This is a genomic window from Actinoplanes sp. G11-F43, assembly GCF_050589265.1.
GTDB lineage: Bacteria > Actinomycetota > Actinomycetes > Mycobacteriales > Micromonosporaceae > Actinoplanes.
Map to the genome: position 1 here is coordinate 94,675 of NZ_JBNZCE010000045.1, position 21,970 is coordinate 116,644.

19 protein-coding genes are annotated in these 21,970 nt (G+C 71.6%); 2 read left to right on the forward strand and 17 right to left on the reverse strand.

Going from position 1 to position 21,970, the window contains the following annotated elements; translation table 11 throughout:
* Positions 1-6 precede the first annotated feature (6 nt).
* From ACQ0O7_RS38910 to ACQ0O7_RS38975, 14 genes are all read right to left on the reverse strand, one after another.
* Complete coding sequence (locus ACQ0O7_RS38910; RefSeq protein WP_430790305.1) at positions 7-2,808, reverse strand: PQQ-dependent sugar dehydrogenase; 2,802 nt, start codon at positions 2,806-2,808, stop codon at positions 7-9.
* A gap of 139 nt (positions 2,809-2,947) precedes the next feature.
* Positions 2,948-4,000 carry a polyprenyl synthetase family protein gene (locus ACQ0O7_RS38915; protein WP_430790307.1) on the reverse strand — a complete coding sequence of 351 codons (1,053 nt, stop codon included), beginning with the start codon at positions 3,998-4,000 and terminating at the stop codon, positions 2,948-2,950.
* On the reverse strand, positions 3,997-5,355 hold the full coding sequence (locus ACQ0O7_RS38920; RefSeq protein ID WP_430790309.1) for a nucleotide pyrophosphatase/phosphodiesterase family protein: 1,359 nt from the start codon (positions 5,353-5,355) through the stop codon (positions 3,997-3,999). Before ACQ0O7_RS38920 ends, ACQ0O7_RS38915 begins: the two co-directional genes overlap by 4 nt.
* Positions 5,352-6,467: a metabolite traffic protein EboE gene (gene eboE, locus ACQ0O7_RS38925; protein WP_430790311.1), complete on the reverse strand. Its 1,116-nt coding sequence runs from the start codon at positions 6,465-6,467 to the stop codon at positions 5,352-5,354. The genes ACQ0O7_RS38920 and eboE overlap by 4 nt, the downstream gene beginning before the upstream one ends.
* On the reverse strand, positions 6,467-7,318 hold the full coding sequence (locus ACQ0O7_RS38930; RefSeq protein WP_430790313.1) for a TatD family hydrolase: 852 nt from the start codon (positions 7,316-7,318) through the stop codon (positions 6,467-6,469). Before ACQ0O7_RS38930 ends, eboE begins: the two co-directional genes overlap by 1 nt.
* Positions 7,318-7,863 (reverse strand): EboA domain-containing protein, encoded by a 546-nt coding sequence (locus ACQ0O7_RS38935; protein ID WP_430790315.1) that lies wholly within the window; start codon positions 7,861-7,863, stop codon positions 7,318-7,320. Before ACQ0O7_RS38935 ends, ACQ0O7_RS38930 begins: the two co-directional genes overlap by 1 nt.
* On the reverse strand, positions 7,850-8,695 hold the full coding sequence (locus ACQ0O7_RS38940; protein WP_430790317.1) for a sugar phosphate isomerase/epimerase family protein: 846 nt from the start codon (positions 8,693-8,695) through the stop codon (positions 7,850-7,852). Before ACQ0O7_RS38940 ends, ACQ0O7_RS38935 begins: the two co-directional genes overlap by 14 nt.
* Positions 8,692-9,582 carry an SCO3242 family prenyltransferase gene (locus tag ACQ0O7_RS38945; protein WP_430790319.1) on the reverse strand — a complete coding sequence of 297 codons (891 nt, stop codon included), beginning with the start codon at positions 9,580-9,582 and terminating at the stop codon, positions 8,692-8,694. The genes ACQ0O7_RS38940 and ACQ0O7_RS38945 overlap by 4 nt, the downstream gene beginning before the upstream one ends.
* Complete coding sequence (locus ACQ0O7_RS38950; protein ID WP_430790321.1) at positions 9,579-10,721, reverse strand: inositol-3-phosphate synthase; 1,143 nt, start codon at positions 10,719-10,721, stop codon at positions 9,579-9,581. The genes ACQ0O7_RS38945 and ACQ0O7_RS38950 overlap by 4 nt, the downstream gene beginning before the upstream one ends.
* Before the next feature lie 111 nt (positions 10,722-10,832).
* On the reverse strand, positions 10,833-11,972 hold the full coding sequence (locus ACQ0O7_RS38955; protein WP_430790462.1) for a Gfo/Idh/MocA family protein: 1,140 nt from the start codon (positions 11,970-11,972) through the stop codon (positions 10,833-10,835).
* A 55-nt stretch (positions 11,973-12,027) separates the two neighbouring features.
* Positions 12,028-13,089: a substrate-binding domain-containing protein gene (locus ACQ0O7_RS38960; protein ID WP_430790323.1), complete on the reverse strand. Its 1,062-nt coding sequence runs from the start codon at positions 13,087-13,089 to the stop codon at positions 12,028-12,030.
* Between the two features lie 96 nt (positions 13,090-13,185).
* Positions 13,186-14,229, reverse strand: a complete 1,044-nt coding sequence (locus ACQ0O7_RS38965) for an ABC transporter permease (protein WP_430790325.1) — start codon at positions 14,227-14,229, stop codon at positions 13,186-13,188.
* The gene (locus ACQ0O7_RS38970; protein WP_430790327.1) at positions 14,226-15,764 is read right to left on the reverse strand and encodes a sugar ABC transporter ATP-binding protein; all 1,539 of its coding nucleotides are present in this window, start codon (positions 15,762-15,764) and stop codon (positions 14,226-14,228) included. Before ACQ0O7_RS38970 ends, ACQ0O7_RS38965 begins: the two co-directional genes overlap by 4 nt.
* Entirely contained in the window at positions 15,761-16,948 is a 1,188-nt protein-coding gene (locus ACQ0O7_RS38975; RefSeq protein WP_430790329.1) for an ROK family protein, read from the reverse strand. Before ACQ0O7_RS38975 ends, ACQ0O7_RS38970 begins: the two co-directional genes overlap by 4 nt.
* A gap of 260 nt (positions 16,949-17,208) precedes the next feature.
* On the opposite strand from ACQ0O7_RS38975, the gene ACQ0O7_RS38980 reads away from it, so the two are divergent.
* Both ACQ0O7_RS38980 and ACQ0O7_RS38985 read left to right on the forward strand, forming a co-directional pair.
* A complete protein-coding gene (locus tag ACQ0O7_RS38980) occupies positions 17,209-17,817 on the forward strand; it encodes a hypothetical protein (RefSeq protein WP_430790331.1) in 609 nt (202 codons plus the stop codon).
* A gap of 72 nt (positions 17,818-17,889) precedes the next feature.
* Positions 17,890-18,636, forward strand: a complete 747-nt coding sequence (locus ACQ0O7_RS38985; protein ID WP_430790333.1) for a ferritin-like domain-containing protein — start codon at positions 17,890-17,892, stop codon at positions 18,634-18,636.
* A gap of 30 nt (positions 18,637-18,666) precedes the next feature.
* Here ACQ0O7_RS38985 and ACQ0O7_RS38990 read toward each other — a convergent pair whose 3' ends face one another.
* The 3 genes from ACQ0O7_RS38990 to ACQ0O7_RS39000 form a co-directional block, all read right to left on the reverse strand.
* On the reverse strand, positions 18,667-20,547 hold the full coding sequence (locus ACQ0O7_RS38990; protein ID WP_430790335.1) for a BTAD domain-containing putative transcriptional regulator: 1,881 nt from the start codon (positions 20,545-20,547) through the stop codon (positions 18,667-18,669).
* A 92-nt stretch (positions 20,548-20,639) separates the two neighbouring features.
* Positions 20,640-21,101 carry an anthrone oxygenase family protein gene (locus ACQ0O7_RS38995; RefSeq protein ID WP_430790337.1) on the reverse strand — a complete coding sequence of 154 codons (462 nt, stop codon included), beginning with the start codon at positions 21,099-21,101 and terminating at the stop codon, positions 20,640-20,642.
* Positions 21,098-21,955 carry an LLM class flavin-dependent oxidoreductase gene (locus ACQ0O7_RS39000; protein ID WP_430790339.1) on the reverse strand — a complete coding sequence of 286 codons (858 nt, stop codon included), beginning with the start codon at positions 21,953-21,955 and terminating at the stop codon, positions 21,098-21,100. The genes ACQ0O7_RS38995 and ACQ0O7_RS39000 overlap by 4 nt, the downstream gene beginning before the upstream one ends.
* Between the last annotated feature and the right edge of the window lie 15 nt (positions 21,956-21,970).

Sequence of the window (21,970 nt, forward strand, 5' to 3'; positions counted from 1 at the left end):
ACCTGTTCAGGGGAGGTTCCACAGTTGGTTGGCGGCGCCGTTGCAGTCCCAGAGGTGGATCTGCTGGCCGTCGTCGGGTTTGACCTCGGAGACGTCCAGGCAGCGGCCGGACTGCGGGTTGCGCACGGTCCGGTCACCCTGCGGAGCCCAGTTCTGCGCGCCGCTGCCGTTGCAGGTCCACAGCTGGGCCTTGGTGCCGTTGGCGGTGGCGCCACCCGCCGCGTCCAGACATTTTCCGGACGCCGGGTTGCGCCACACCTGGCCATTGAGCTGCCAGTTCTGCGCGCCCGTGCCGTTGCACGTCCACAGCTGGATCTTGGTGCCGTCGGCGGTTCCGGCTCCGCTCACGTCGAGGCATTTGCCGGCCAGGCCGACGACGGGGCCGACGGTCCGGAAGGTGAAGGCGTCCAGGTCGAACAGCGCCCCGGTCCCCCCGGCGAAGGTCAGGTAGAGCCGGGTGGTGCCGGCCGGCGGATTGCTGATGGCGCCGCTGACCTCGGTGAAGACGTCCCAGCCGCCGGTGACCGGCACGGTGGCCGAGCCGAGCACGGTGCCGGTGGGCGAGCCGGCGCGGACCTGCACGGTGCCGCCCACCCCGGCCGACGACGCGCGGACGGTGAACCCGGTGGCGTTGCCGAGCCGGTAGGTGTCGAAGGCGATCCAGTCCCCGTTGTGGATGTCGCCGACGGTCCGGCCACCCTCCGCGGTGGTCTTGGTGAACGTGTTGACCCCGGACGCGGTGGTGTAGTGCTCGGCCTGCCGGTGCCGGGGCTGCAGTTTGTGCTGGGTGTGCGTGGTCAGGCCACCGGCGTCGGTGTACTCGGCGTCGAAGATCGCGAAGATGTTGGCGGCCGCGTCGTGTTCGCCGTCGACCGGGATGCGCAGCGAGCCGGTGCAGCCGGTGGTCGAGGTGATCTGGTGCCCGTGCTGGTCGTGGCCGAGCACGTAGGTCATCTTGACCTTGGTGCAGTCGATCGCCGGGTCCTCCGGGTCGGTGACGGTCACCGTGTAGGGCACGGTGTCGCCGAAGGAGAACAGCTGCCCGTCACCGGGGGCGGTGATGGTGACCGTCGGCGCGGTGTTGCCGACGCCGATCTGCACCCCGGCGGTCCCGGTGGCGCCTTGCGGGTCGGTCACGGTCAGCGTCACCTGGTAAGAACCATTGCTGGTGTACGTCTTCGTCGGGTTCGCCGCCGTGGAGGTGGTGCCGTCCCCGAAACTCCACGAGTAGCTGAGCGCTCCACCTTCGGGGTCGGTGGAGCCGGCCGAGGAGAACACCACGGTCAGCGGGGCCTGCCCGGTCACCTTGTCGGCGCCGGCGACGGCGGTGGGGCTGCGGTTGCCGCCACCGACGTGGTCGTAGCGGTAGAGGGCGGAGTTCTCGTCGCCGTGGAAGTAGCCGGTGCCGTAGTCGAGCACGTAGAGCGAGCCGTCGGGGCCGAACGCCGAGTCCATCACCTGCTTGCCGTTCCACGGGAAGGTGGTGATCTCGCCGGGGCTGCCGTCGGCGCCGACGTGGATCGGTTTGATCCAGCCGCGGCCGAGTTCCCCGGCGAAGAAGTGGCCCTCGAACGACTGCGGGAACTTGGTGGGTGAGGTCGAGGCGGCGTCGTAGCGGTAGACCGGGCCGGCCATCGGCGACTCGGAGCCGCCGCCGAACTCGGGTGGGCTGCCGGCGTCTCCGGCGTACCGGATCCAGGCGGGTTTGGCCGGTGGCAGGGTGCTCTGGCCGGTGTTGCGGAACGAGTTGTTGACCGGGCCGCCGGCACAGTTGTACTTCGGTCCGGCGGTGGCGGTGCTGAAGTTCCATTCCGCGTAGGTCTCGGTGGCGGTGTTGGTGCCGGTGCAGTAGGGCCAGCCGAAGTTGCCGGGTGCGGTGATCCGGTTGAACTCGACCTGCCCGCTCGGCCCGCGCCCGCTGGTGGTGCCCGCGTCCGGGCCGTAGTCACCGACGTAGACGACACCGGTGGCCTTGTCGACGCTCATCCGGAACGGATTGCGGAACCCCATCGCGTAGATCTCCGGACGGGTGTTCGCGGTGCCGGGGGCGAAGAGATTTCCGGCCGGTACGCCGTACGAGCCATCGCTGTTGACCTTGATCCTGAGGATCTTGCCCCGCAGGTCGTCGGTGTTGCCGCTGGTGCGCTGCGCGTCGAAGGCCGGGTTGCGGTCGGTGCGCTCGTCCAGGGGCGAATAGCCGTCGGACTGGAACGGGTTGCTGTCGTCGCCGGTGGACAGGTAGAGGTTGCCGGCCGCGTCGAAGTCGATGTCGCCGCCGACGTGGCAGCACAGGCCCCGGTCGGCGGGCACGTCCAGGATCCGGGTCTCGGCGGACAGCTTCCAGTCGGCGGTGAGGGTGAACCGGGACAGCCGGTTGACGCCCTGCCAGCGCGACCAGTCGCCACCGGCGGCCGGCGCGTCACCGGCCGGGGTGGACAGCGGCGGCGCGTAGTAGAGGTAGATGTGCCGGTTGGTGGCGAAGCCGGGGTCGACGCCGACGCCCTGCAAGCCCTCTTCGTCATGGGTGTAGACGGGCAGGGTGCCGACCACGGTGGTGGCGCCGGTGCTGTCGGTGCGGCGCAGGGTGCCGTTGCGGGCGGTGTGCAGCACCGAGCGGTCCGGCAGCACGGCCAGGGTCATCGGCTCGCCCGTCTCGGGCTCACCTTTGGCCAGGGTGACCTGCTGGAAGTCGGCGGGGTCGATGGGGTGGGCGGAGGCCGGGGCGGGCAGGGCGACGATGGCCGCGGCGACCGGGAGCAGGGCGGTGACGGCGATGGTCCGCCACCGGGACAGGCGGGGAACGGGCATGGTTGTGGGACCTCTTCCTGACCGGACGGTGATCTTTCAGAGGGTGGGGCGGTGGTGCTGGGAACAGTAAGGAAGACATATAGATGTGTCCATACTTTTGGTTCCCGGAAATCGACTTTTGTCGATCGATGTGAAACTTTCAGCTCTGCCGGTTGACTACCTCGTCGGCGAGCTGCCGCAGGGCTTCGCCGGGCCCGGCGGGCAGAGCCGCCCGGTCCAGGGCGGACAGCGCGGTGCTCAGCCGGGTCGCGATCAGCCGCTCGGTGGCCTCCCGCGCACCGGTGTCGACGATGATCCGGCGCAGCTCCGCCGCACCCGGCTCGTCGAGGCCGGGGCTGCCGAACAGCTCCTTGATCCGGACCAGCTGCGCCCGGTCGGCCCGGTCCCGGGCGTACGCCATCATCACCGTGCGTTTGCCCTCACGCAGGTCGTCGAGCGCCGACTTGCCGGTCACCGCCGGATCGCCGAACACCCCGAGCACGTCGTCACGCAGCTGGAACGCGTCCCCGAGCGGATCGCCGAACTGCACGAACGCGGCCAGCAGCTCGTCACCCGCCCCGGCCAGCGCGGCACCGATCTGCAACGGCCGGGTGACCGTGTAGCGGGCCGACTTCATCCGGATCACGGTCAGCGCACCGGCCACCGACCCGTCACCGACCCCGGAGACCAGGTCGAGGTACTGCCCGGCGATCACCTCGGTCCGCATCCCGGCGAACACCGGATACCCCCGGTGCACCTGCTCACGGGTCAGTCCGCAGCCGTTGAACATCTGGTCCGCCCACGCCGCGCACAGATCCCCGCCGAGCAGCGCGGTGTTGCGGCCGTAGCGGGCCGGGTCACCCCGCCACGCCGACCGGGCGTGCCGGTCGGCGAAGAACTGGTGCACCGACGGCTCGCCGCGGCGCAGTTCGCTGCCGTCCATGATGTCGTCATGGATCAGCGCGAACGCGTGGAACAGCTCCAGCGCCGCCGCCGCGGTCACGACGGCCTCGTCATCCGGGCCGCCCGCGCTGCGCCACCCCCAGTAGCAGAACGTCGGCCGCAGCCGTTTCCCGCCGGCCAGCACGAACCGGTGCAGGGTGTTGAGCAGCCCGTGCGGGGCGCCGTCCGGCCAGCCCGGCCCCTGCTGGCGCAGGAACGCGGTGAGCCGGGCCTCGAACCGGGCCCGCAGGTCCAGCGCCACCTGGGTCACCGGGGACTCCCGGCCAGTTCGAGCAGCAGCGCCTTCACGTCGGTGGCGGCGATCCGGGCCGGGCCGCCCGGCTTCGAGCAGAGCAGCACCGGGGAGTCGGCGGCCTCGTCGGGCAGCCGGCCGTGCGAGCCGCGGACCGCGCGGGCGCCGGCGTCCAGGCCGACCACGCTCATCAGATACCGCATGCCGAGCTTCTTGCGGGCCAGCGCGATCCCGGCACGCCTCTTGGCCGCCGCCGGCCCGGCCGGGTCGAAGAACAGCTCCGCCGGGTCGTAGCCGGGTTTGCGGTGGATGTCGACAAGGCGGGCGAAGTCCGGGGCGCGGTCGTCGTCGAGCCAGTAGTAGTAGGTGAACCAGGAGTCCGGTTCGGCGACCAGGACGAGGTCCCCGGAGCGTTCGTGGTCGAGCCCGTGCCGGATCTCGGCCACCCCGGGCAGCGCTCGCAGCACCTTCTCCACCCGGGGCAGGTCGGCCGGGTCACGGACGTAGACGTGCGCGATCTGGTGGTCGGCCACCGCGAACGCCCGCGACGTCCACGGGTCCAGGTATTCCATGCCCTCCTGGGTGTGCACCCGCAGCAGGCCCTCGGCGCGCAGGGCCCGGTTCACGTCGACCGGGCGGTTCACGTCGGTGATGCCGTACTCGGACAGCACCACCACCGTCGCGTCCCGGTCGGCGGCGGCCCGCAGCAGCGGTTCCAGGACGGTGTCGAGTGCGGCCGCGGCGGCGGCCGCGCGCGGGTCGGACGGGCCGTAGCGTTGCAGGTCGTAGTCCAGGTGCGGGACGTACACCAGGGTCAGGTCGGGGTCATGGGCGGCCATCACCCGCTGGGCGGCGGCACAGATCCACTTCGAGGACGCCATCCCCGCGCCCGGCCCCCAGTAGGAGAACAGCGGAAACGTGCCGAGCGCCTGGGTGAGATCGTCGTGCAGCTCCGGCGGGTCGGTGTAGCAGTCCGGGTCCTTACGGCCGTCGGCGTGATAGACCGGCCGGGGCGTGACCGTCCAGTCGACGTCGGCGCCCATCGCGTACCACCAGCAGATGTTGGCCACCGTGTAGCCGGGGTGGCGCTTGCGGGCGGCCTGCCAGATCTTCTCGCCGCCGACCAGGGCGTTGTGCTGGCGCCAGAGCAGCACCTCGCCCAGGTCGCGGAAATACCAGCCGTTGCCGACGATGCCGTGCCCGGCCGGGGTCTCGCCGGTGAGCAGGGTGGCCTGCACCGAGCAGGTGACCGCGGGCAGGATCGGGTCGAGGCGGGCCTGGAACCCGCGGTCGGCGATCGCCCGCAGCCGGGGCATGTGCTCCAGCAGCCGCGGCGTCAGGCCGACCACGTCCAGGACGACCAGCTTGTTCATGAGACCTTCTCCAACAGATCGCGGGTGTAGGCCAGTTCCCCGGCGATGCCGTCGGCCAGTTCCGACCGGCCGGCCGGTCGGCGTCCGGCGGGCAGCACGTCCCAGGTGTACGTCTCCACGTCGAGGTGCTCGCACCACGGCTCGCCGGCGGCCATCAGATTCCGCAGGGCCGCCTCCAGGACCGATGTGGTGCTGGCCAGCGGCGGTGCCGGATCGATGTGCAGTGGCACGTGGAAGTGCACCCGCCACGGGCCGGGCAGTCCGGCGGCCAGGGCCTGGTCCAGGTCGTCGGTGGCGAGGCCGTGTGACGAGCGGGTCTGGTGCAGGAAGCGGGGTTCGGCGTACTGGTGCAGCACGTCGCGGGCCGCCACCGGGTCGGTCACCTCCAGGGCGGCACTGACCTGGACTTTCACCACCGGCAGGCCGCTGTCGGAGAGCCGTTTCAGGGCCTCGGCGGGGTCTTCCCAGGCGCAGGCCAGGTGGGCGAGGTCGAGGCAGACGCCGAGCCGGTCGGTGTCGACGGCTTTCAGCAGGTCGGTGGCCTGGGTGGTGTTCTCGATGACGCAGCCGGGCTCCGGTTCGAAACCCACCCGGATCCGCTCGAACCCGGCCAGGCCGGCGGCGAGACGGTCCAGATTGCGGGCGGCGGCGTCCCGCTGGCCGGGCTGCCACGGGTCGCGCCAGGCCAGCGGCAGGGTGGAGATCGAACCGCGGGCGGCGTCGTCGGGCAGCAGGCCGTCCAGCACCCGGGCCAGGTTCAGGGTGTAGTCCAGGCGGGCCTCGGTGGTCCAGTCCGGGTGGTAGACGGCATGTTTCACCACCGGGGCCTGGAACGCGGCGTACGGGAATCCGTTGAGGGTGACCACCTCCAGACCGCGGGCGCCGAGCTCGGCACGCAGCCGCCGCCGGGCGGCCGGATCGGCGGCCAGTTCGGCGGCGGCCGGGGCGGCCAGCCACAGCCCGAGGCCGAGCACGTCGGCGCCCAGTCTTTCGCGGACCGGGAGAGCGAAGGCGTCGAGCTGGGCGACGATGCCGGGCAGGTCCTCGGCCGGGTGCACGTTGGTGCAGTAGCTCAGGTGCAGGACCCGGCCACTGCGGTGCCGCAACCGCATCAGCTACCGCCCCGCAGGATGGAGCTGCCCTCGAAGGTGGGCTCCGTCGCCGCCAGCTCGCTCAGATCGAGGCGCCCGGACTGGCCGTAGAACTCCACCGGATTGCGCCACAGCACCCGGTCCACGTCGTCGTCGGTGAACCCGGCCGCCAGCATCGCCTCCCCGGTGCGCAGCGTGAGCAGCGGATCGGAGCGGCCCCAGTCGGCGGCCGAGTTCACCAGGATCCGGTCCAGGCCGTGCTCGCGCAGGATGTCGACCATCCGGTCCGGGGACATCTTGGTGTCCGGGTAGATGGAGAAGCCCATCCAGCATCCGGCGTCGTGCACGGCGCCGACGGTGACCTCGTTGAGGTGGTCGACGACCACCCGGCCGGGCGCGATGCCGGAGTCCTCGACCACCGCGAGGGTACGGTCCACGCCGCGCGCCTTGTCCCGGTGCGGGGTGTGTACGAGGGCGGGCAGCTCGTACTCGACGGCCATGGCGAGCTGTGCGGTGAACACCTCGTCCTCCTCCGGTGTCATCGCGTCGTAGCCGATCTCGCCGACCGCCACCACCGAGTCCTTGTCCAGGTAGCGGGGCACCAGGGCGAGGGCCTCCCGGCAGCGCGGGTCGTTGGCCTCCTTCGGGTTGAGCGCGATGGTGGCGTGGTGGCGGATGCCGAACTGGGCGGCCCGGAACGGCTCCCAGCCGACCAGGGAGTCGAAGTAGTCGGCGAACGAGCCGGCGCCGGTACGCGGCTGGCCCAGCCAGAACGCGGGTTCGACCAGGGCGCGGACCCCGGCGGCGGCCATCCGCTCGTAGTCGTCGGTGGTGCGCGATGTCATGTGGATGTGCGGGTCGAAGATGCGCATCAGACCTCCAGCAGGGTGAGGGCGTCCTCCGGGAAGGCACGGCCGGCGGCGGCACGTTCCTCGCGCAGCCCGGCGGTCATCGCCGCCAGTTCGGTGTCGGCGCGTTCGGGCAGGCGGTCCACAACCGCGAGGGGGATGCCCATGAACACGCATTTCAGGACCGCCTGACGCCAGGCCGGCTGGTCCAGGTGCCGGGCGTACGGCCCGAGGGCCGCGGCCACCAGGCGGGTGTCGTTGGTGCGGATCGCGTCGTGCAGCAGGGGTACCGCCTGGTCGCCGATCGGCAGCAGCGGCAGCGCCTTCAGCACGGCCAGTTTCTCGCCGGCGTCGCCGTGCCGGTACAGGTCGTCGAGATGTCCGGGCAGCTCGGCGGCGGGCAGCGCGAGCAGCAGCCGGGCGCGGGCGGCCTGGTCCGTGGTCCAGCCGGGTTCGTGTTCCGCCCGCCCGCAGTGCCGCCCGGCGGCGGCGAACAGCCGGGTGACACTGGACGGGTCGGCGGCCACCTTGGCCAGGCCGGCGTCGAGCCAGGCGTTACTGAACTCCATCGGAAGCCGCCTCCTGAAGGAATCGCAGGGACTCGGCCGCCACGGTCGGGGCGGCGTGCGAGTGCCGGGGTAGTTCGACGGCGACCAGCCCGCGGTATCCGGCCCGTTCCAGGGCGGCCAGCACGGGCGGGAAGTCGATCTCGCCGGTGCCGAACTCCAGGTGTTCGTGCGTGCCGCGCCGCATGTCGTCGATCTGTACGTTGACCAGGTGATCGGCGACGGCGGCCACACAGTCCGGCACGGTCAGGTCCTCCAGGCAGCGGCAGTGACCGATGTCGAGGGTGATACCGAATCCGGGTGGTGCTTCCAGAGCGGTGTGCAGGCGCCGCCAGTCGGCGATGTCCTGGACGAACATGCCGGGTTCCGGTTCGAGACCCAGTGGCATGGCGTGCTGCTGGGCGGTGGCCAGCACATCGGCACAACCGTCGACGAGGCGCTGCCAGGCGGTGGTGTCGTCGACCTCGGCGGGTTTCACCCCGGCCCAGAAGGAGACCGCCTCGGCACCCAGGTCGGCTCCGATGGTGACGGCCCGGCGCAGGAAGTCGACACGTTTGGCGCGCTCGTCGTGCAGCAGGGTGGGCGCGTGCTTGTGCCACGGGTCGAGCAGGTAGCGGGCGCCGGTCTCGATCACCACCGACAGACCCAGCGCGGCGAGACGTTTGGCGAGGGCGTCGACGCGGCGGGCGGCATTCCGCGCGTACGGGTTGAGGTGCCCGTGGTCGAGGGTCAGCGCGACGCCGTCGTAGCCGAGGTCGGCGAGGATGGCGAGGGCGTCGGCCAGCCGGTGGTTGGCGAAGCCGTTGGTGCCGTACCCGAATCGCAGCCCGGTCATGTGGCGCTCACCAGCTTCGCGAGCTTGGCGGCGGCCGGGGCGAGGACGGCGGTGGCGACTCCGGCGGCGGGTGCGCCGGCCCGCGCGGTCAGCGCGCCCTGGAGCACGGGCAGGGTGGTGATGCCCGCGGTGACCGCCTCCTGGATACGGGCCGAAGTGGGTTCGGCGGCCGCGCGGCGCTGCGCCGCCCCGTATCGGCCCAGATACCAGGCGGCCAGGGCGGCGGCGCCGAGCACGCGCCGGCCGGAGCCGATCGTGGCGGCGGCGACGCTCACCGCGGTGGTGGCCGCCAGAGTGCGCTGCGGCAGCGCCGGTTCCGCCCCCTCCACCTCCCGCCGCGACAGTGCGGTCACCGTGTAGGTGTGCGCGGCCACCACCAGGGCCGACGGCACCGCGGACCGCCACCGGCCGCCGGTGCCGAGCAGCACGTTCAGGCCCCGGCAGGCGGCCATCACGGCCGGTCCGGCGGCGGTGTTCTTGGCGCCCATGTCGTATGCCCAGATCGCTCCGGCCAGGGCCGCCGCGACCGGGATCTGCCGCCGCCCACCGGCGGCGACGGTGACGGCCAGCCCGGCCACGGTGAGCCCGGCGGCGACTCCGGCGGCGGTGGCCGGCGACACCCGGCCGGACGGGATCGGCCGGTGCGGGCGCTCCTTCGCGTCGATGTCCCGGTCGGCGAGGTCGTTGGCGGCCATCCCGGCCCAGTAGAGGCACACCGATCCGGCGGCGGTGGCGAGGGTGCGCGGCCCGAGCACCCCGGCGGCGGCCGCACCGGCCACGATGTCACCCGGCACGGACAGCGCGGCCGGCGCGCGGGTCAGCTCGACCAGGTCACGCCAGCCGGTGGTCCGGCACCGGGCCGCTTCTCGGTCACGCCAGCCGGTCACGGCCGTGCGCCGAGGCCGGCGGCGAACGCGGTCAGGGCCTGCCATTGGTCGGCGAGTCCGTGCGGGCCGTCGCCGAGCGGGTCCTTGAAGAAGAACGCCAGGTCGGTGAGCGGGCCGCGGCGCCCGGCGGCGTGGGCGGCCCCGGTGAGCCGGGCCAGGTCCAGGATCAGGGGTGCGGCCAGCGCGGAGTCGCAGCCGTGCCAGGTGAACTCCAGGCGCATGCCGGTGCCGAGAAAGCCCTGGAAGCTGATCAGGTCCCAGGCGGTCTTGAAGTCGCCGAGGTCCTCGACGAAGTCGATCCGGACCACGCCCTGCGGCTGGTAGCCGAGGGTCTCCTCGAGGACGCGCTGCTTGCTGGCGCTCTTGGCCGCGTTGGCACCCGGGTCGGTGAGGGTGGCGCCGTCGCCGCCGCCGAGCAGGTTCATCCCCGACCAGGTGCGCACCCGCAGATTGCGGTGCGCGAACATCGGCGCGAGCACCGACTTGAGCAGGGTCTCCCCGGTCTTGCCGTCGTGGCCGGCGTGGGGTAGCTCTTCCCGCCGGGCGAGTTCGGCCAACGCGGGCAGGCGCGCTCCGGCCGACGGGGTGAAGTCGACGAAGGCACAACCGGCGGTGAAGGCGGCGTACGCGTACAGCGCACTCCACGGCAGCACGGCCGCCCCGGTGCGCAGTGCCTCCTCCAGCGCGGCGAGGCTGTCGTGGGCGGGGTGCGGTTCCGGGGTGGCCTCGGTGGACGACACGTTGATCACCACCACCCGGTCCAGGCTGTGCCGCTGCTGGAAATCGGCCAGGTCGGCGGCCAGCCGGGCGGCGATCGTGGCCTGGTCGGGGCCGTCCGGCACCGGCCGGATCTCGGCGTCGGCGGCGGCCAGGTCGTCGTGCACGGCACGGACCAGGGCGGCCGGCACCACGCCGGAGTCGCCCAGTTGTTCGGCCTTCTTGATCAGCGGGACGGGTGACGGGTCGTGGCCGCCGAACACCAGGTCGCCGAACCCGGCGAGCCCGGCGTCGCGGAACTCGGGTAGTTCGGTGACGCACCCGGTGGGCGGCGTCAGGCCGGCCCGCAGCGCGAATGCTCCGACGATGCTGGTAACGGCGACGCTTCCGCGCCCACCGACCAGCCAGACTCCCAGGGACATCAATCCTCCGAACTCGCTCGGGACTTCAGGGCGGATGATGGTCACCGGCCGTCCGGACGCGGGGCGCAACCACGTCCGGACCCTCGCGGCCGGTGCGACAGAAACTCGTTGTCAGACGGCGATCTCGGTCCGGGCCGGCTCCACCTCCGACCAGGAGCCCAGCGCGGCGGAGCGCTCGACGGCGTCCAGGACCAGCTGGACCTGGAGAGCGTCGGTGAACGACGGGGTGATCTCGGCCCCGGTGGCGATCGCTTCGAGCAGGTCGCGGGCCTGGTGGGTGAAGGAGTGCTCGTAACCGATCAGATGGCCGGGCGGCCACCAGGCGCCGACGTACGGGTGGTCGGGCTCGGTGACCAGGATGCGGCTGAAGCCCTGTTCGTCGGACGGTAGTGCGGCGTCGTAGAACTCCAGTTCGTTCATCCGCTCGAAGTCGAAGACCACCGAACCCTTCGAGCCGTTGATCTCCACCCGGAGGCCGTTCTTGCGTCCGGTGGCGAACCGGGTGGCCTCGTAGGTGGCGACCGCGCCGCCGTCGAGCCGGGCCACGAACAGCGCGGCGTCGTCGACGGTGACCGGGCCGAGCCCGCCGATCTCCGGGGGCAGCGGGCGTTGTTTGACGAACGTCTCGGTCAGCGCGCTGACTCCGGAGATGCGCTGGCCGGTGACGTACTGGGTGAGATCGATGATGTGGGCGCCGATGTCACCCAGCGCGCCGGAGCCCGCCTTGTCCTTCTGCAGCCGCCAGACCAGCGGGAACTGCGGGTCGGTGATCCAGTCCTGCAGGTACACCGCCCGGATGTGCCGGATCTCGCCGATCCGGCCGTCGGCGACCAGGCGGCGCATCAGGGCCACGGCGGGCACCCGCCGGTAGTTGAAACCGCACATCGACCGGACGCCGCCGGCTTCGGCCCGGACCGCCGCGGCGGCCATCGCGCGGGCTTCGTCGATGGTGTTGGCGAGCGGTTTCTCGCACAGGACGTGCTTGCCGGCGGCCAGGGCGGCGATGGCGATCTCGGCGTGGCTGTCGCCGGGGGTGCAGACGTCGATCAGATCGATGTCGTCCCGGTTGATCAGCGTCCGCCAGTCGGTGGTGTGCTCCTGCCAGCCGAGCTGGGCCGCCGCCGCGGCGACCTTGCCCGGATCGCGGCCGACGACGGCCGTCATCCGGGCTCGCAGCGGCAGGTCGAAGACGCGGTTCACGGTGCGCCACGCCTGTGAGTGCGCGGTGCCCATGAACGCGTAGCCGACCATGCCGATGCGCAGGTCCGTGGTCTGCGTGGACAAGATGGGTCTCCCCCCAGTGCGATCAGAACCCGAGCTTGAGGTACGTGCTCGCGTTCTCTTTGGTGATGGTCTCCGAGGCCAGCACGATCTCCTTGGGCACCTGGAGTTCCACCAGGTCCGACATGCCCTTGCCCTGGCCGATCAGCCGGGCCAGGGAGATCGCCGACGACGCCATCGACGGGCTGTAGGTGACTGTCGCCTTGAGCGGCGTGTTGTCGGCCTGGATGTCCTCCATCGCCTTCTTGGAGCCGGCGCCGCCGACCATGATGAACTCGTTGCGGCCGGCCTGGCTGATCGCGGCGAGCACGCCGATGCCCTGGTCGTCGTCGTGGTTCCAGAGCGCGTCCATCTTGGGTACGGCCTGCAGCAGCTGGCTGCCGGCCCGCTGTCCGGTGTCGACGGTGAACTCGGCGGGCACCCGGCGCTGCACCTTGAACCCGGCCGCGCCGAGGGTGTCGGAGAAGCCCTTGGACCGGTTCTGGGTGAGTTCCAGGGAGTCGATGCCGGGGATCTCGCCGATGATCGGGTTGCTGATCCCCTTGGCCTTCATCTGGGCGATGATGTAGTCGGCGGCGGCCACGCCCATGCCGTAGTTGTCGCCGAGGATCTGGGTGCGGTAGGCGCGGGCGTCCGGGAAGGCCCGGTCCAGGTTCACCACCGGGATGCCGGCCGCCATCGCCTCCAGGCCGAAGGCGTTGAGTTCCTTGCCGTCGTGCGGCAGCAGCACGATCACGTTGGGCTTCTGGCCGATCAGGGTGGCCAGGGCGGCCCGCTGGGCGGCGGCGTCGGCGCCCGCCTCGACGCTCTTGAACTCCACGTCGGAGTACGCGCCGGCCTGCGCCTTGGCGTTGTTGGTGATCGCCGCGATCCAGCCGTGGTCGGCGGCCGGGGCGGAGAAGCCGATGACGACCTTGGTGCCGGGCGCCGCGTTGCCGCCGGTGTCACCGCGCTCGTTGGTGTTGATCTGGGCCTCGCTGGGCTTGGCCTCGTTGCTGGTGCAGGCGGTGAGGAGGGTTCCCGCGCCGAGTGCGGCCCCGCCGAGCAGGAGGCGGCGCCGCGACATGTCGCGACTGCTCTGTGTCATGGTTTCTCCTGATTAATCGGTATGGATGGAGCGGAAAGAGGGTGCACGGAACCCGGCGTACGTCCCACTGACGTCACGCCCGTGGAGCTGCCGGGCTCAGGTCTTGTTGCGGCTGAGGAGCTGGGTGACGGCCTTGAACCGGAACTGCTGAACCAGGACGGCGGCGATGATGATGCCGCCCTTGACCATGTTCTGGGCCTCGGTGGAGAGCCCGTTGATGGCGAACAGGTTGGTGATGGTGGCGAAGATGATCACGCCGAGCAGGGAGCCGACGATGGTGCCCCGGCCGCCGCTGAGCAGCGTCCCGCCGATGATGGCGGCGGCGATCGCGTCCAGCTCGTACAGGTTGGCCATGGCCGCCTGCGCCGAGGTGCCCTGCGAGGTCAGCATGATCGCGGCGATGCCGCAGCAGAGCCCCGACAACGCGTACAGAAGCATGGTGTGGCGTTTGACGTTGATGCCGGCCAGGCGGGCGGCCTCGGCGTTGCCGCCGACCGCGACCGTGCGCCGGCCGAAGGTGGTGCGGTTGAGCAGCACCCAGCCGACCGCGGCGACCACCGCGAGGATGTAGACCAGCAGCGGGATGCCGAGCAGTTTGCCGGAGGCGATGCCGTTGATGAAGGCGCTCTCCGAGATCTGGGTCTGCTTGTTGGAGATCTCGGCGGCCAGGCCGCGTGCCGCCACCAGCATCGCGAGGGTCGCGATGAAGGGCACCAGCTTGCCGTACGAGATGAGCAGGCCGTTGACCAGCCCGACGCAGACGCCGACCACGATCGCGGTGAAGATCATCCCGCCGGCGCCGTAACTCTGGGTGGCGACCGTGGTGGACCACACCCCGGCCAGGGCGACTATCGCGCCGACCGACAGGTCGATGCCCCCGCCGATGATCACGAAGGTCATGCCGACGGTGACCACACCGATCACCGAGGCCAGCTGCAGGATCGACAGGACGTTGTTCCAGACCCAGGTGGAGTCGCTGTAGAGCTGCGGCTGGGTGACCGCGCCGATCACGATGAGCGCGGCCAGCACCCCGAGCAGCACCAGGTTGCGGGTGACGTTCTCGCTGCTCTCGCCACCCCAGGGGATCCGGCGGCCACGGGTCTCGGTGTGCTCGGGATGCTTGGTGACGGCTGTGGTCATACCGGGGCGCCTTCCATGAGCGACCCCGCCATCACGAGATCGAGGACGGTGTCTTCGTCGAGTTCGGTGGCGGGCGCCGTGCGGACCACACGGCCCTCGCGCATCACCAGGACGCGGTCGGCCAGGCCGAGGACCTCGGGGACCTCGCTGGAGACCAGCAGCACGCCGACGCCGTCGGCGGCCAGGTCGCGGATGACCCGGTACAGCTCGGCGCGGGCACCGACGTCCACGCCGCGGGTCGGTTCGTCGAGCAGCAGCAGCCGGGTGCCGCCGAGCAGCCAGCGGCCGACCACCACCTTCTGCTGGTTGCCGCCGGACAGGGTGCCGACGGCCCGGCCGACGTCGACCGGGCGCAGGTCGAGCTGGGCGGCGATCCGGTCGGCGGCCTCACGTTCCCGGCGGGCGCTGGTGAAGCCGAAACGGGCGATGCTGGTGAAGGTGGACAGGGTCATGTTGCGGTAGATCGGCTCGCCGAGCAGCAGGGCCTGGCTCTTGCGTTCCTCGGGGGCCATGCCCAGACCGGCGCGGACGGCGGCGCCGACACTGCCGGCGGTCAGCTTCCGGCCGTCGACGGTGACGGTTCCGGTGTCCGGGCGGCGGGCGCCGTAGATGGTCTCCAGCAGTTCCGAGCGGCCGGAGCCGACCAGGCCGGCGATGCCGACGATCTCACCGGCGCCGACGGTCAGCGAGACGTCGGTGAACTCGCCCTCGCGACTGAGCCCGTCGACGGTCAGCAGGTTCTTGTGCCCGGTGGCGGGGTCCGGCTCGGGGCGGGGCGGGAAGACGTACTCGATGGTCCGTCCGGTCATCCGGCTGACCAGCTCGCTGGTCGGCGTCGACTTCGCGGGCAGGTCGGCGGCGGTGGTGCGGCCGTCCTTGAGCACGGTGACCCGGTCGCCGATGGTGCGGATCTCCTCCAGGCGGTGCGAGATGTAGACCACCGCGATGCCCTGGGCGGTCAGTTCCCGGATGATCCGGAACAGGTTCTCCACCTCGTCGTGGGCGAGCACCGCGCTCGGCTCGTCCATGATCATCAGCCGGGCGTCGTGGGACAGCGCGCGGGCCATGCTGACCACCTGCTTGCCGGCGGCCTGCAGTTTGTGCACCGGGCGGCGGGGCGGGATCTCGCCGTGACCGAGACTGGTCAGGATGTCGCGGGTGCGGGCGACGGCGTGCCGGCGGCGGACGAACCCGGCCCGGCGCGGCTCGTGCCCGAGGAACACGTTCTCCGCCACGGTCAGGTCCTCGACCAGGTCGAGTTCCTGGTAGATGGTGGCGATGCCGGCCTTCATCGCGGCCTGCGGGTTGGCGAACGTGACCTGCTCGCCGAGCCATTCGACGGTGCCCGAATCGGGGCGGTGCACCCCGGACAGCACCTTGATCAGGGTGGACTTGCCGGCCCCGTTCTGGCCGAGCAGGCAGTGCACCTCACCGGCACGGACCTCCAGCTGGACACCGTCCAGTGCCCGTACGCCCGGGAAGGTCTTGACCACGTCGGTGAGCCGGAGCACCACCTCGCCACCTGCGCTGCTCATGACGCCTGCTCGAACGCTACATGGCTGGCCAGCACCGCGGCGCCGGTGACGCCGGCGCGGGAGCCGAGTTCGGAGAGCACCACCGGCAGGTTCCCGGTGGCCAGCGGCAGCGAGCGGCGGTAGACCGCGCTGCGGATCTCGGCGAGCAGCAGGTGGCCGAGCTGGGCCAAGCCGCCACCGATCACGATCATCGACGGGTTGGAGAAGCTGACCAGGGAGGCCAGCACCGAGCCGATCCGGTGGCCGCCGTCGCGGATCAGCTGGATGCAGGTGACGTCGCCCTCGGCGGCGCCGTCGGCCACGTCGCGGGCGGTGAGCGGGCCGTGCGCGGCGAGGCGTTCGGCCAGTGCCGGGGAGGCGCCGGAGCGGGCCGCGGCGGTCGCGTCGCGGGCCAGGCCGACCCCGCTGAACAGGGCTTCCAGGCAGCCGGTGTTGCCGCAGGAGCAGACCGGGCCGTTCGGGTCGACCTGGATGTGGCCGATGTCGCCGGCGCATCCGTCGGTGCCGCGGTAGACGTCGCCGTTGAGGTGGATGCCGCAGCCGATCCCGGTGCCGATCTTGATGAACAGGAAGTCGTCGACGCTGTGCGCCACTCCCCCGTGCCGTTCACCGATCGCCATGATGTTCACGTCGTTGTCGACGACGGTGGGGCAGCCGTGTTCGCGGGTCATCAGCTCACGGACCGGGAAGCGGTCCCAGCCCGGCATGATCGGCGGGGACACCGGGACGCCGTCGCGGAAGCTGACCGGGCCGGGCACGCCGATGCCGATGCCGTCGAGCCGGTCGTAGTGGCCGTCGATGCGGGCCTTGGCCAGCAGTTCGTTGACCCGCTGCAGGATGTTCTTCGGCCCCGAGCGGATGTCGGCGGGCTCGGTGTAGGCGGCGACCGGCTCCAGCCGGCCGTTGGTGACCTCGACGTCGATCGAGCTGGCGCCCAGGTCGACGGCGGCGAAGTGCAGCCGCGGATGCAGTTGGACGAGTGTGGACCGTCGCCCGCCCCGGGAGGCCGCCATGCCGGCTTCGGCGACGTACTCGGCGGCTACCAGCCGTTCCACTTCGGCCAGCAACCGGGGGCGGGTCAGTTCGAGACGGTCCGCGAGCTCGGCCCGGGAGATGGGCCCCTCGTCCCGCAGCATCTGCAGAAGCCGCAGGTAGGGCGGATCAACGGACGTACGCACGCACAACCTCCTCGACAGGATGTCACGGCTTTGTTACGTGCGACACACAGTAGAAGCCATCGAAGGTGGTGTCCATAGCTTCATGTGGATTCGATTCAACTTTTGCTCACTTCTGCAAAAGACCTTCGCGCAGTAGCCGGAAAGTCACCGGATAGTCGTCACAACCAGGGCGAAATCCCCCACCACCCCGGCGATGTACGCCGGAGCCGGGCGCTCCCACCAGCCGAACCGGGCCACCCTGATCGGATATGTGCTTCGATGCGGGCGTGACGACGATCGAAGACCTGCTCGCGACGGCCGCGACCGACCCGGCCGCCGAAGCCTGGGACGACCTGTTCGAACAGGTCCGGCACACGGGTGTCAGCGACAGCGAGAAGGCGCTGCTCCTCGAACGGCTCCCGGCGATCGCCGGCCGGTTCGCGCCCGCCGGCCGGGACGGGCCGCTGTTCCTGGCCGGACAGCTCGCCGCCGACCTGGACGAGGACCGCTGGCCCCGCTTCCACGACCAGCTGACCGCCCTGCGCGCGCTGGCCGCCGACTGGCTCGGCATCCCGGACGACGCCTTCCTGTACCGGCTGCAGGCGGCCGTGGCCCTGGAGGGCGACGAGCTGTGGGGCGCCGAACTCCAGCGCATCGACTACGGCGAGATCGAACTGGAGTGCCCACACTGCGGAACCGACCATTTCATCACGCTAGGTGAGGACGACCGGTTCGCGACGCGGCCGGACACCGGGCTCGGCAACCGGCTCCATCAGCTGAGCATGGACGCCGGGCGGGCCGGCGTCGCGACCCGGCTGACCTATCTGTTCGGGCACGCCACCTGCCCCGACTGCGGCACCACGTTCCGGCTCTCCGACCAGGTCCAGCGGTATTGATCCGGGTGCATCCTGTGGAGGTTCGGTGTCCTGTCTTCCGGGGTTGCGGGCGGCGCGGCCACGATGGGCGGCATGGACTTCCAGGAGCATCTCGCGACGTTTCAGGAACACGCCCGCCGCCGCGCTGAGCAGGCCGAACCGCAGCCGGCCGGAGGGCGGTTGCCGACCGCGCTGATCCGCAGCATCCAGCGTTTCCAGGCCGGCGAGGACGGTGACGGCGCCAGCCTGATCGCGGCGGCCGAGCGGGCCGGCGACCCGGTCTACCACGCCGCGATCCGGCTGTTCGTGGCCGAGGAACAGAGCCACGCGGTACGCCTGGCGAACGTGCTCCGCTACGCCGGCGCGGCACCGATCGGCGGGCACTGGACCGACACGGTGTTCGTCCTGGTGCGCCGGGCCGGTGGCTTACGCCTGGAACTGCTGACCCTGATGCTGGCCGAAGTGGTGGCGCTGCGTTACTACCGGGCGCTGCGCGACGGCTGCGGTGACGACTACGTGTCCGGGGTGGCCGGCCGGATCCTGGCCGACGAGGAGCGGCACGTGCCGTTCCACCTCGACCGGCTGCGGCAGGGTTTCGCCGCCGTCCCGGCGGCCGGCCGGTTCGCGGTCGCGTGCGGCTGGTGGACGCTGATGGTGGGGGCGGTGTCGGTGGTGGCGCTGGACCACGGCCGGGCGTTGCGGGCGCTCGGGGTGTCCCGGCGCCGATTCGCCGCCGACGTGCTGCGGCTGTTCGCGCCGATGGCCGGGTCGGTACTGAGGTCCCGGCCGGGGCGGGGAGCCGCCGGCACCGTGTTGCGGACCGGGCCGGCCGGCGGCTGACGGCTCGCGGCCGCCCCGGCACGCGGGCGGTCAGGCGTCGACGGTGCCGTCGATGGACTCGTCGAGCTGCTCGCGGGCGTACATCCGGCTCAGGCGGTGCAGCCGGTAGGTGGGCGCCGCCGCGCCACCGGGCGAGGTCAGCTCCAGCATGTGGCAGGCGACCAGGCGGTTGAAGCTGGACTCGGTGATGTCGGCCGGCTCACCGAGCAGGCCGGACACCGTCGCCACGGTGAACTCCTTGGCGGGCAGCAGGCTGAGCAGCCGCAGCACCCGGCGGTCGGCCGGGCCGAGCTGGGAGTAGCTGCTGTCGTAACGGGCACGCACGTCGATGTCGGCGAAGCGGAACTCGTCCAGCGGGGCCGCCCCGGAGGCGATCCGGGCGGCCAGCTTGCGGAGCGACCAGGTGGGATTGGCGATCAGCCGGGTGCCGAGGGACCGGACGGCCAGCGGGAGCCGGCCGGCGAGTTCGATGAGGATCTCGGCGTGCTCACGTTCGGCCTCGACCCGTTCCCCGCCGACCACCCGGCCGAGCAGTTCCACTCCCTCGCCCACCGACATCATGCCGAGTTCGACCGGCCGCAGACCGGGCACGCCCTGCGGCCCGCGACGGCTGGTGATCACCACGGCGCAGGTCGGCGAGGCCGGCAGCAGCGGCATCACCTGGCCGGCGGCGTGCGCGTCGTCGAGGACGATCAGGACCCGGCGGTTGTGGCTCCAGGTGCGCCACAGTTTGCCGCGCTCGGCCACGTCGGCGGGGCCGGGGATCTGGTGCTCGGGGAACCCTGCGGCGCGCAGGAAACCGGCGAGGACATCGCCGGGCGCCACCGGCCGTGAGGTGGCGCCGCGCAGGTCGGCGTAGAGCTGCCCGTCGGGGAACCGGGACCGTTCCAGATGGCCGGCGTGCAGGGTCAGGGCGGTCTTCCCGACCCCCGGCATCCCACAGATCGAGACCGCCCGCGCGGTGGTACGGGTGTCGTCCTCCGCGGCGAGCACGGCGCGGACGTGGGCGAGCGGGGTGTCGCGGCCGGTGAAGTCGGGCAGATCCGGTGGAAGCTGGGCGGGTATCACCGGGACCGGGTGGTAGTGCCGTTCGGTGGCCGTGGCGACCGGCGCCGAAGTGGGCTCGGCCACCACATCCGGCTCCCCGGCGTCGGTCGACAGCAGTGACAGGTGCAGTTGCTGGGCGGCCGGGGACGGCTCCAGCCCGAGTTCCCTGGTGAAGATCGAACGCAGCGTCCGGTAGACCTCGAGGGCCTCGTGGCGACGGCCGGACCGGTGCAGAGCCGTCATCAGGACCGTGTAGAACCGCTCGTACAGCGGATAGGTGAAGGTGAGCATCTTCAGCTCACTGATCAGCCGCTGATGGTGGCCGAGCAGCATGTCGGCCTCCAGCCGGTGTTCCAGCGCCCGGAGCCGGTCCTCCTCCAGTTTCGTCACGTACGGTGAGAGAATGTCCCCGGCGACCACCCCGGTCAGCGCCTGCCCGCGCCACAGCGACAGCGCCCGGGCGAGCAGGCGGGAGGCCGACTCCGGATCGTCGGCCTCGAGTGCCGCCCGGCCGGAGGCCGACAGTTCGTCGAAGTCGTGGGCGTCGACCACGCTGTCCTCGATCTCCAGCAGATAGCCGGCCGGGCGGGTGTGCACCCGGCCCAGGCCGTTCTGATCGACGACGTCCTTGCGCAGCTTGTAGATGTAGGTCTGCAGGGTGGTGAGGGCGCTCTCCGGCGGCTGGTCTCCCCACAATTCGTCGATCAGTTCGGTCACCTGCACCAGGTAGTTGCGCCGGGCCAGCAGAAACGCCAGGACCTGGCGGATCTTCGGTGCGGTGGGGGTGATGTCGCGTTCCCGGTGGAACACCGCCAGTGGCCCGAGAATGCGGAAGTGATGTTCGCTGGACGTTGCGGATCCCATGTCTCTGCGCCCCCGTCACCTGATGAACAGTCATCGCCGAAGCTATGGACCGGCCCTTGAGGACCACTCGACATGCAACGGCGTCGATCGAGTCAGCCGATCAGGGTGACCGCCAGGCCGTCGGCGACCAGGGCGGACAGCGCGAGCCCGGTACGCACCAGGTGCCAGCGCCGCCACACCGGCCGGGGGTCGGCCCAGCCGGCCGGGATCCGGTCCGGATCGGTGCGGTGCACCCGCCGGTTGATCGGCACGTTGCCGAAATGCGAGACCACCGACACGCCCAGCAGCGCCACGGCGGCGGCGATGGTCAGCGCCCGGGCGGCTCCCGGCACCAGCACCGCGAGGAGAACGTTGAGCAGTGTGCTGGTCAGCACGATGACCGGCATGGTGGGGTCCCAGTTGCGGCCCAGGAGGGTGTGCGCCTGCACGTACCGGCCGGGTGGCATGGCGGCCAGTGCGGGCACGGTGCTCAGTGCCACCGCGAACAGCACCCCGGCCACCACGCCGCTGCCGGTCAGCACGGCCGTCGCGAGCAGGCGCTCGGTCAGTGTCACCGGAGCACCGCCTCGGCGAGCACGTCCACGTGCTCCGGCTCCGGGACGCACGGGAACAGGATGAGCTCGTCACAGCCCACCGCCCGGTACGCGTCGGTGAACTCCCGCAGCTGCCCGACCTCGGTGATCAGGCTCTTCACCGCCAGTTCGGCCTTCCAGCCGAGGAAGCCGTAGTAGTCGAGGAGGAAACGGCCGGCCCGGTCGGCGGCCGACCGGCCCAACGCCACGTTGGCGATGGCGACCAGGCGCGGCGGGTCGGTGCGGCCGGCGTCGCGCCACGCCTGCCGGGCGCGTTCGGCCAGGTCGCCGTAGCTGGAGGCGGAACTGCCGCCGGCGATCCAGCCGGAGGCGTGCGTGGCGGCCCGGCGCATGGCCCGCGGGGTGTGCCCGCCGACCAGCAGGGGTGGACCGCCGTCGGTGAGCCGCGGTCCGGGCACCAGCGGGTCGTCGCCGCCCGACCAGGTGCGCCGCAGGTCGCCGAGCAGGGTGTCGAGGCGCCGGCCACGCCGCTGGTACGGGGTGCCGCAGGCGGTGAAGTCGTCCTCCCGCCCGCCGGCCGCGACACCGACCACCAGCCGGCCGCCGCTGAGCCGGTGCACCCCGGCGAGCTGTTTGGCCAGCAGCGAGCGGTCACCGCGGTAGGCGGCGATGAGGATCGTGGTGGTGAGCCGGATGCGGCGGGTGGCGCCGGCCGCGGCGGCGAGGGTGACGAGCGGTTCGTAGCCGTCGTACCAGAGCCGGTCGAGCACTCCCAGGGAGGCGAAGCCCCGCTGCTCCGCGCGGACCGCCGAGGCGATCAGGTCGGCGCCCGCCATGCCGGGGATCATCGTCGGCAGCCCGATACCGAGTTCCATTGCCGCGCCCTTCGT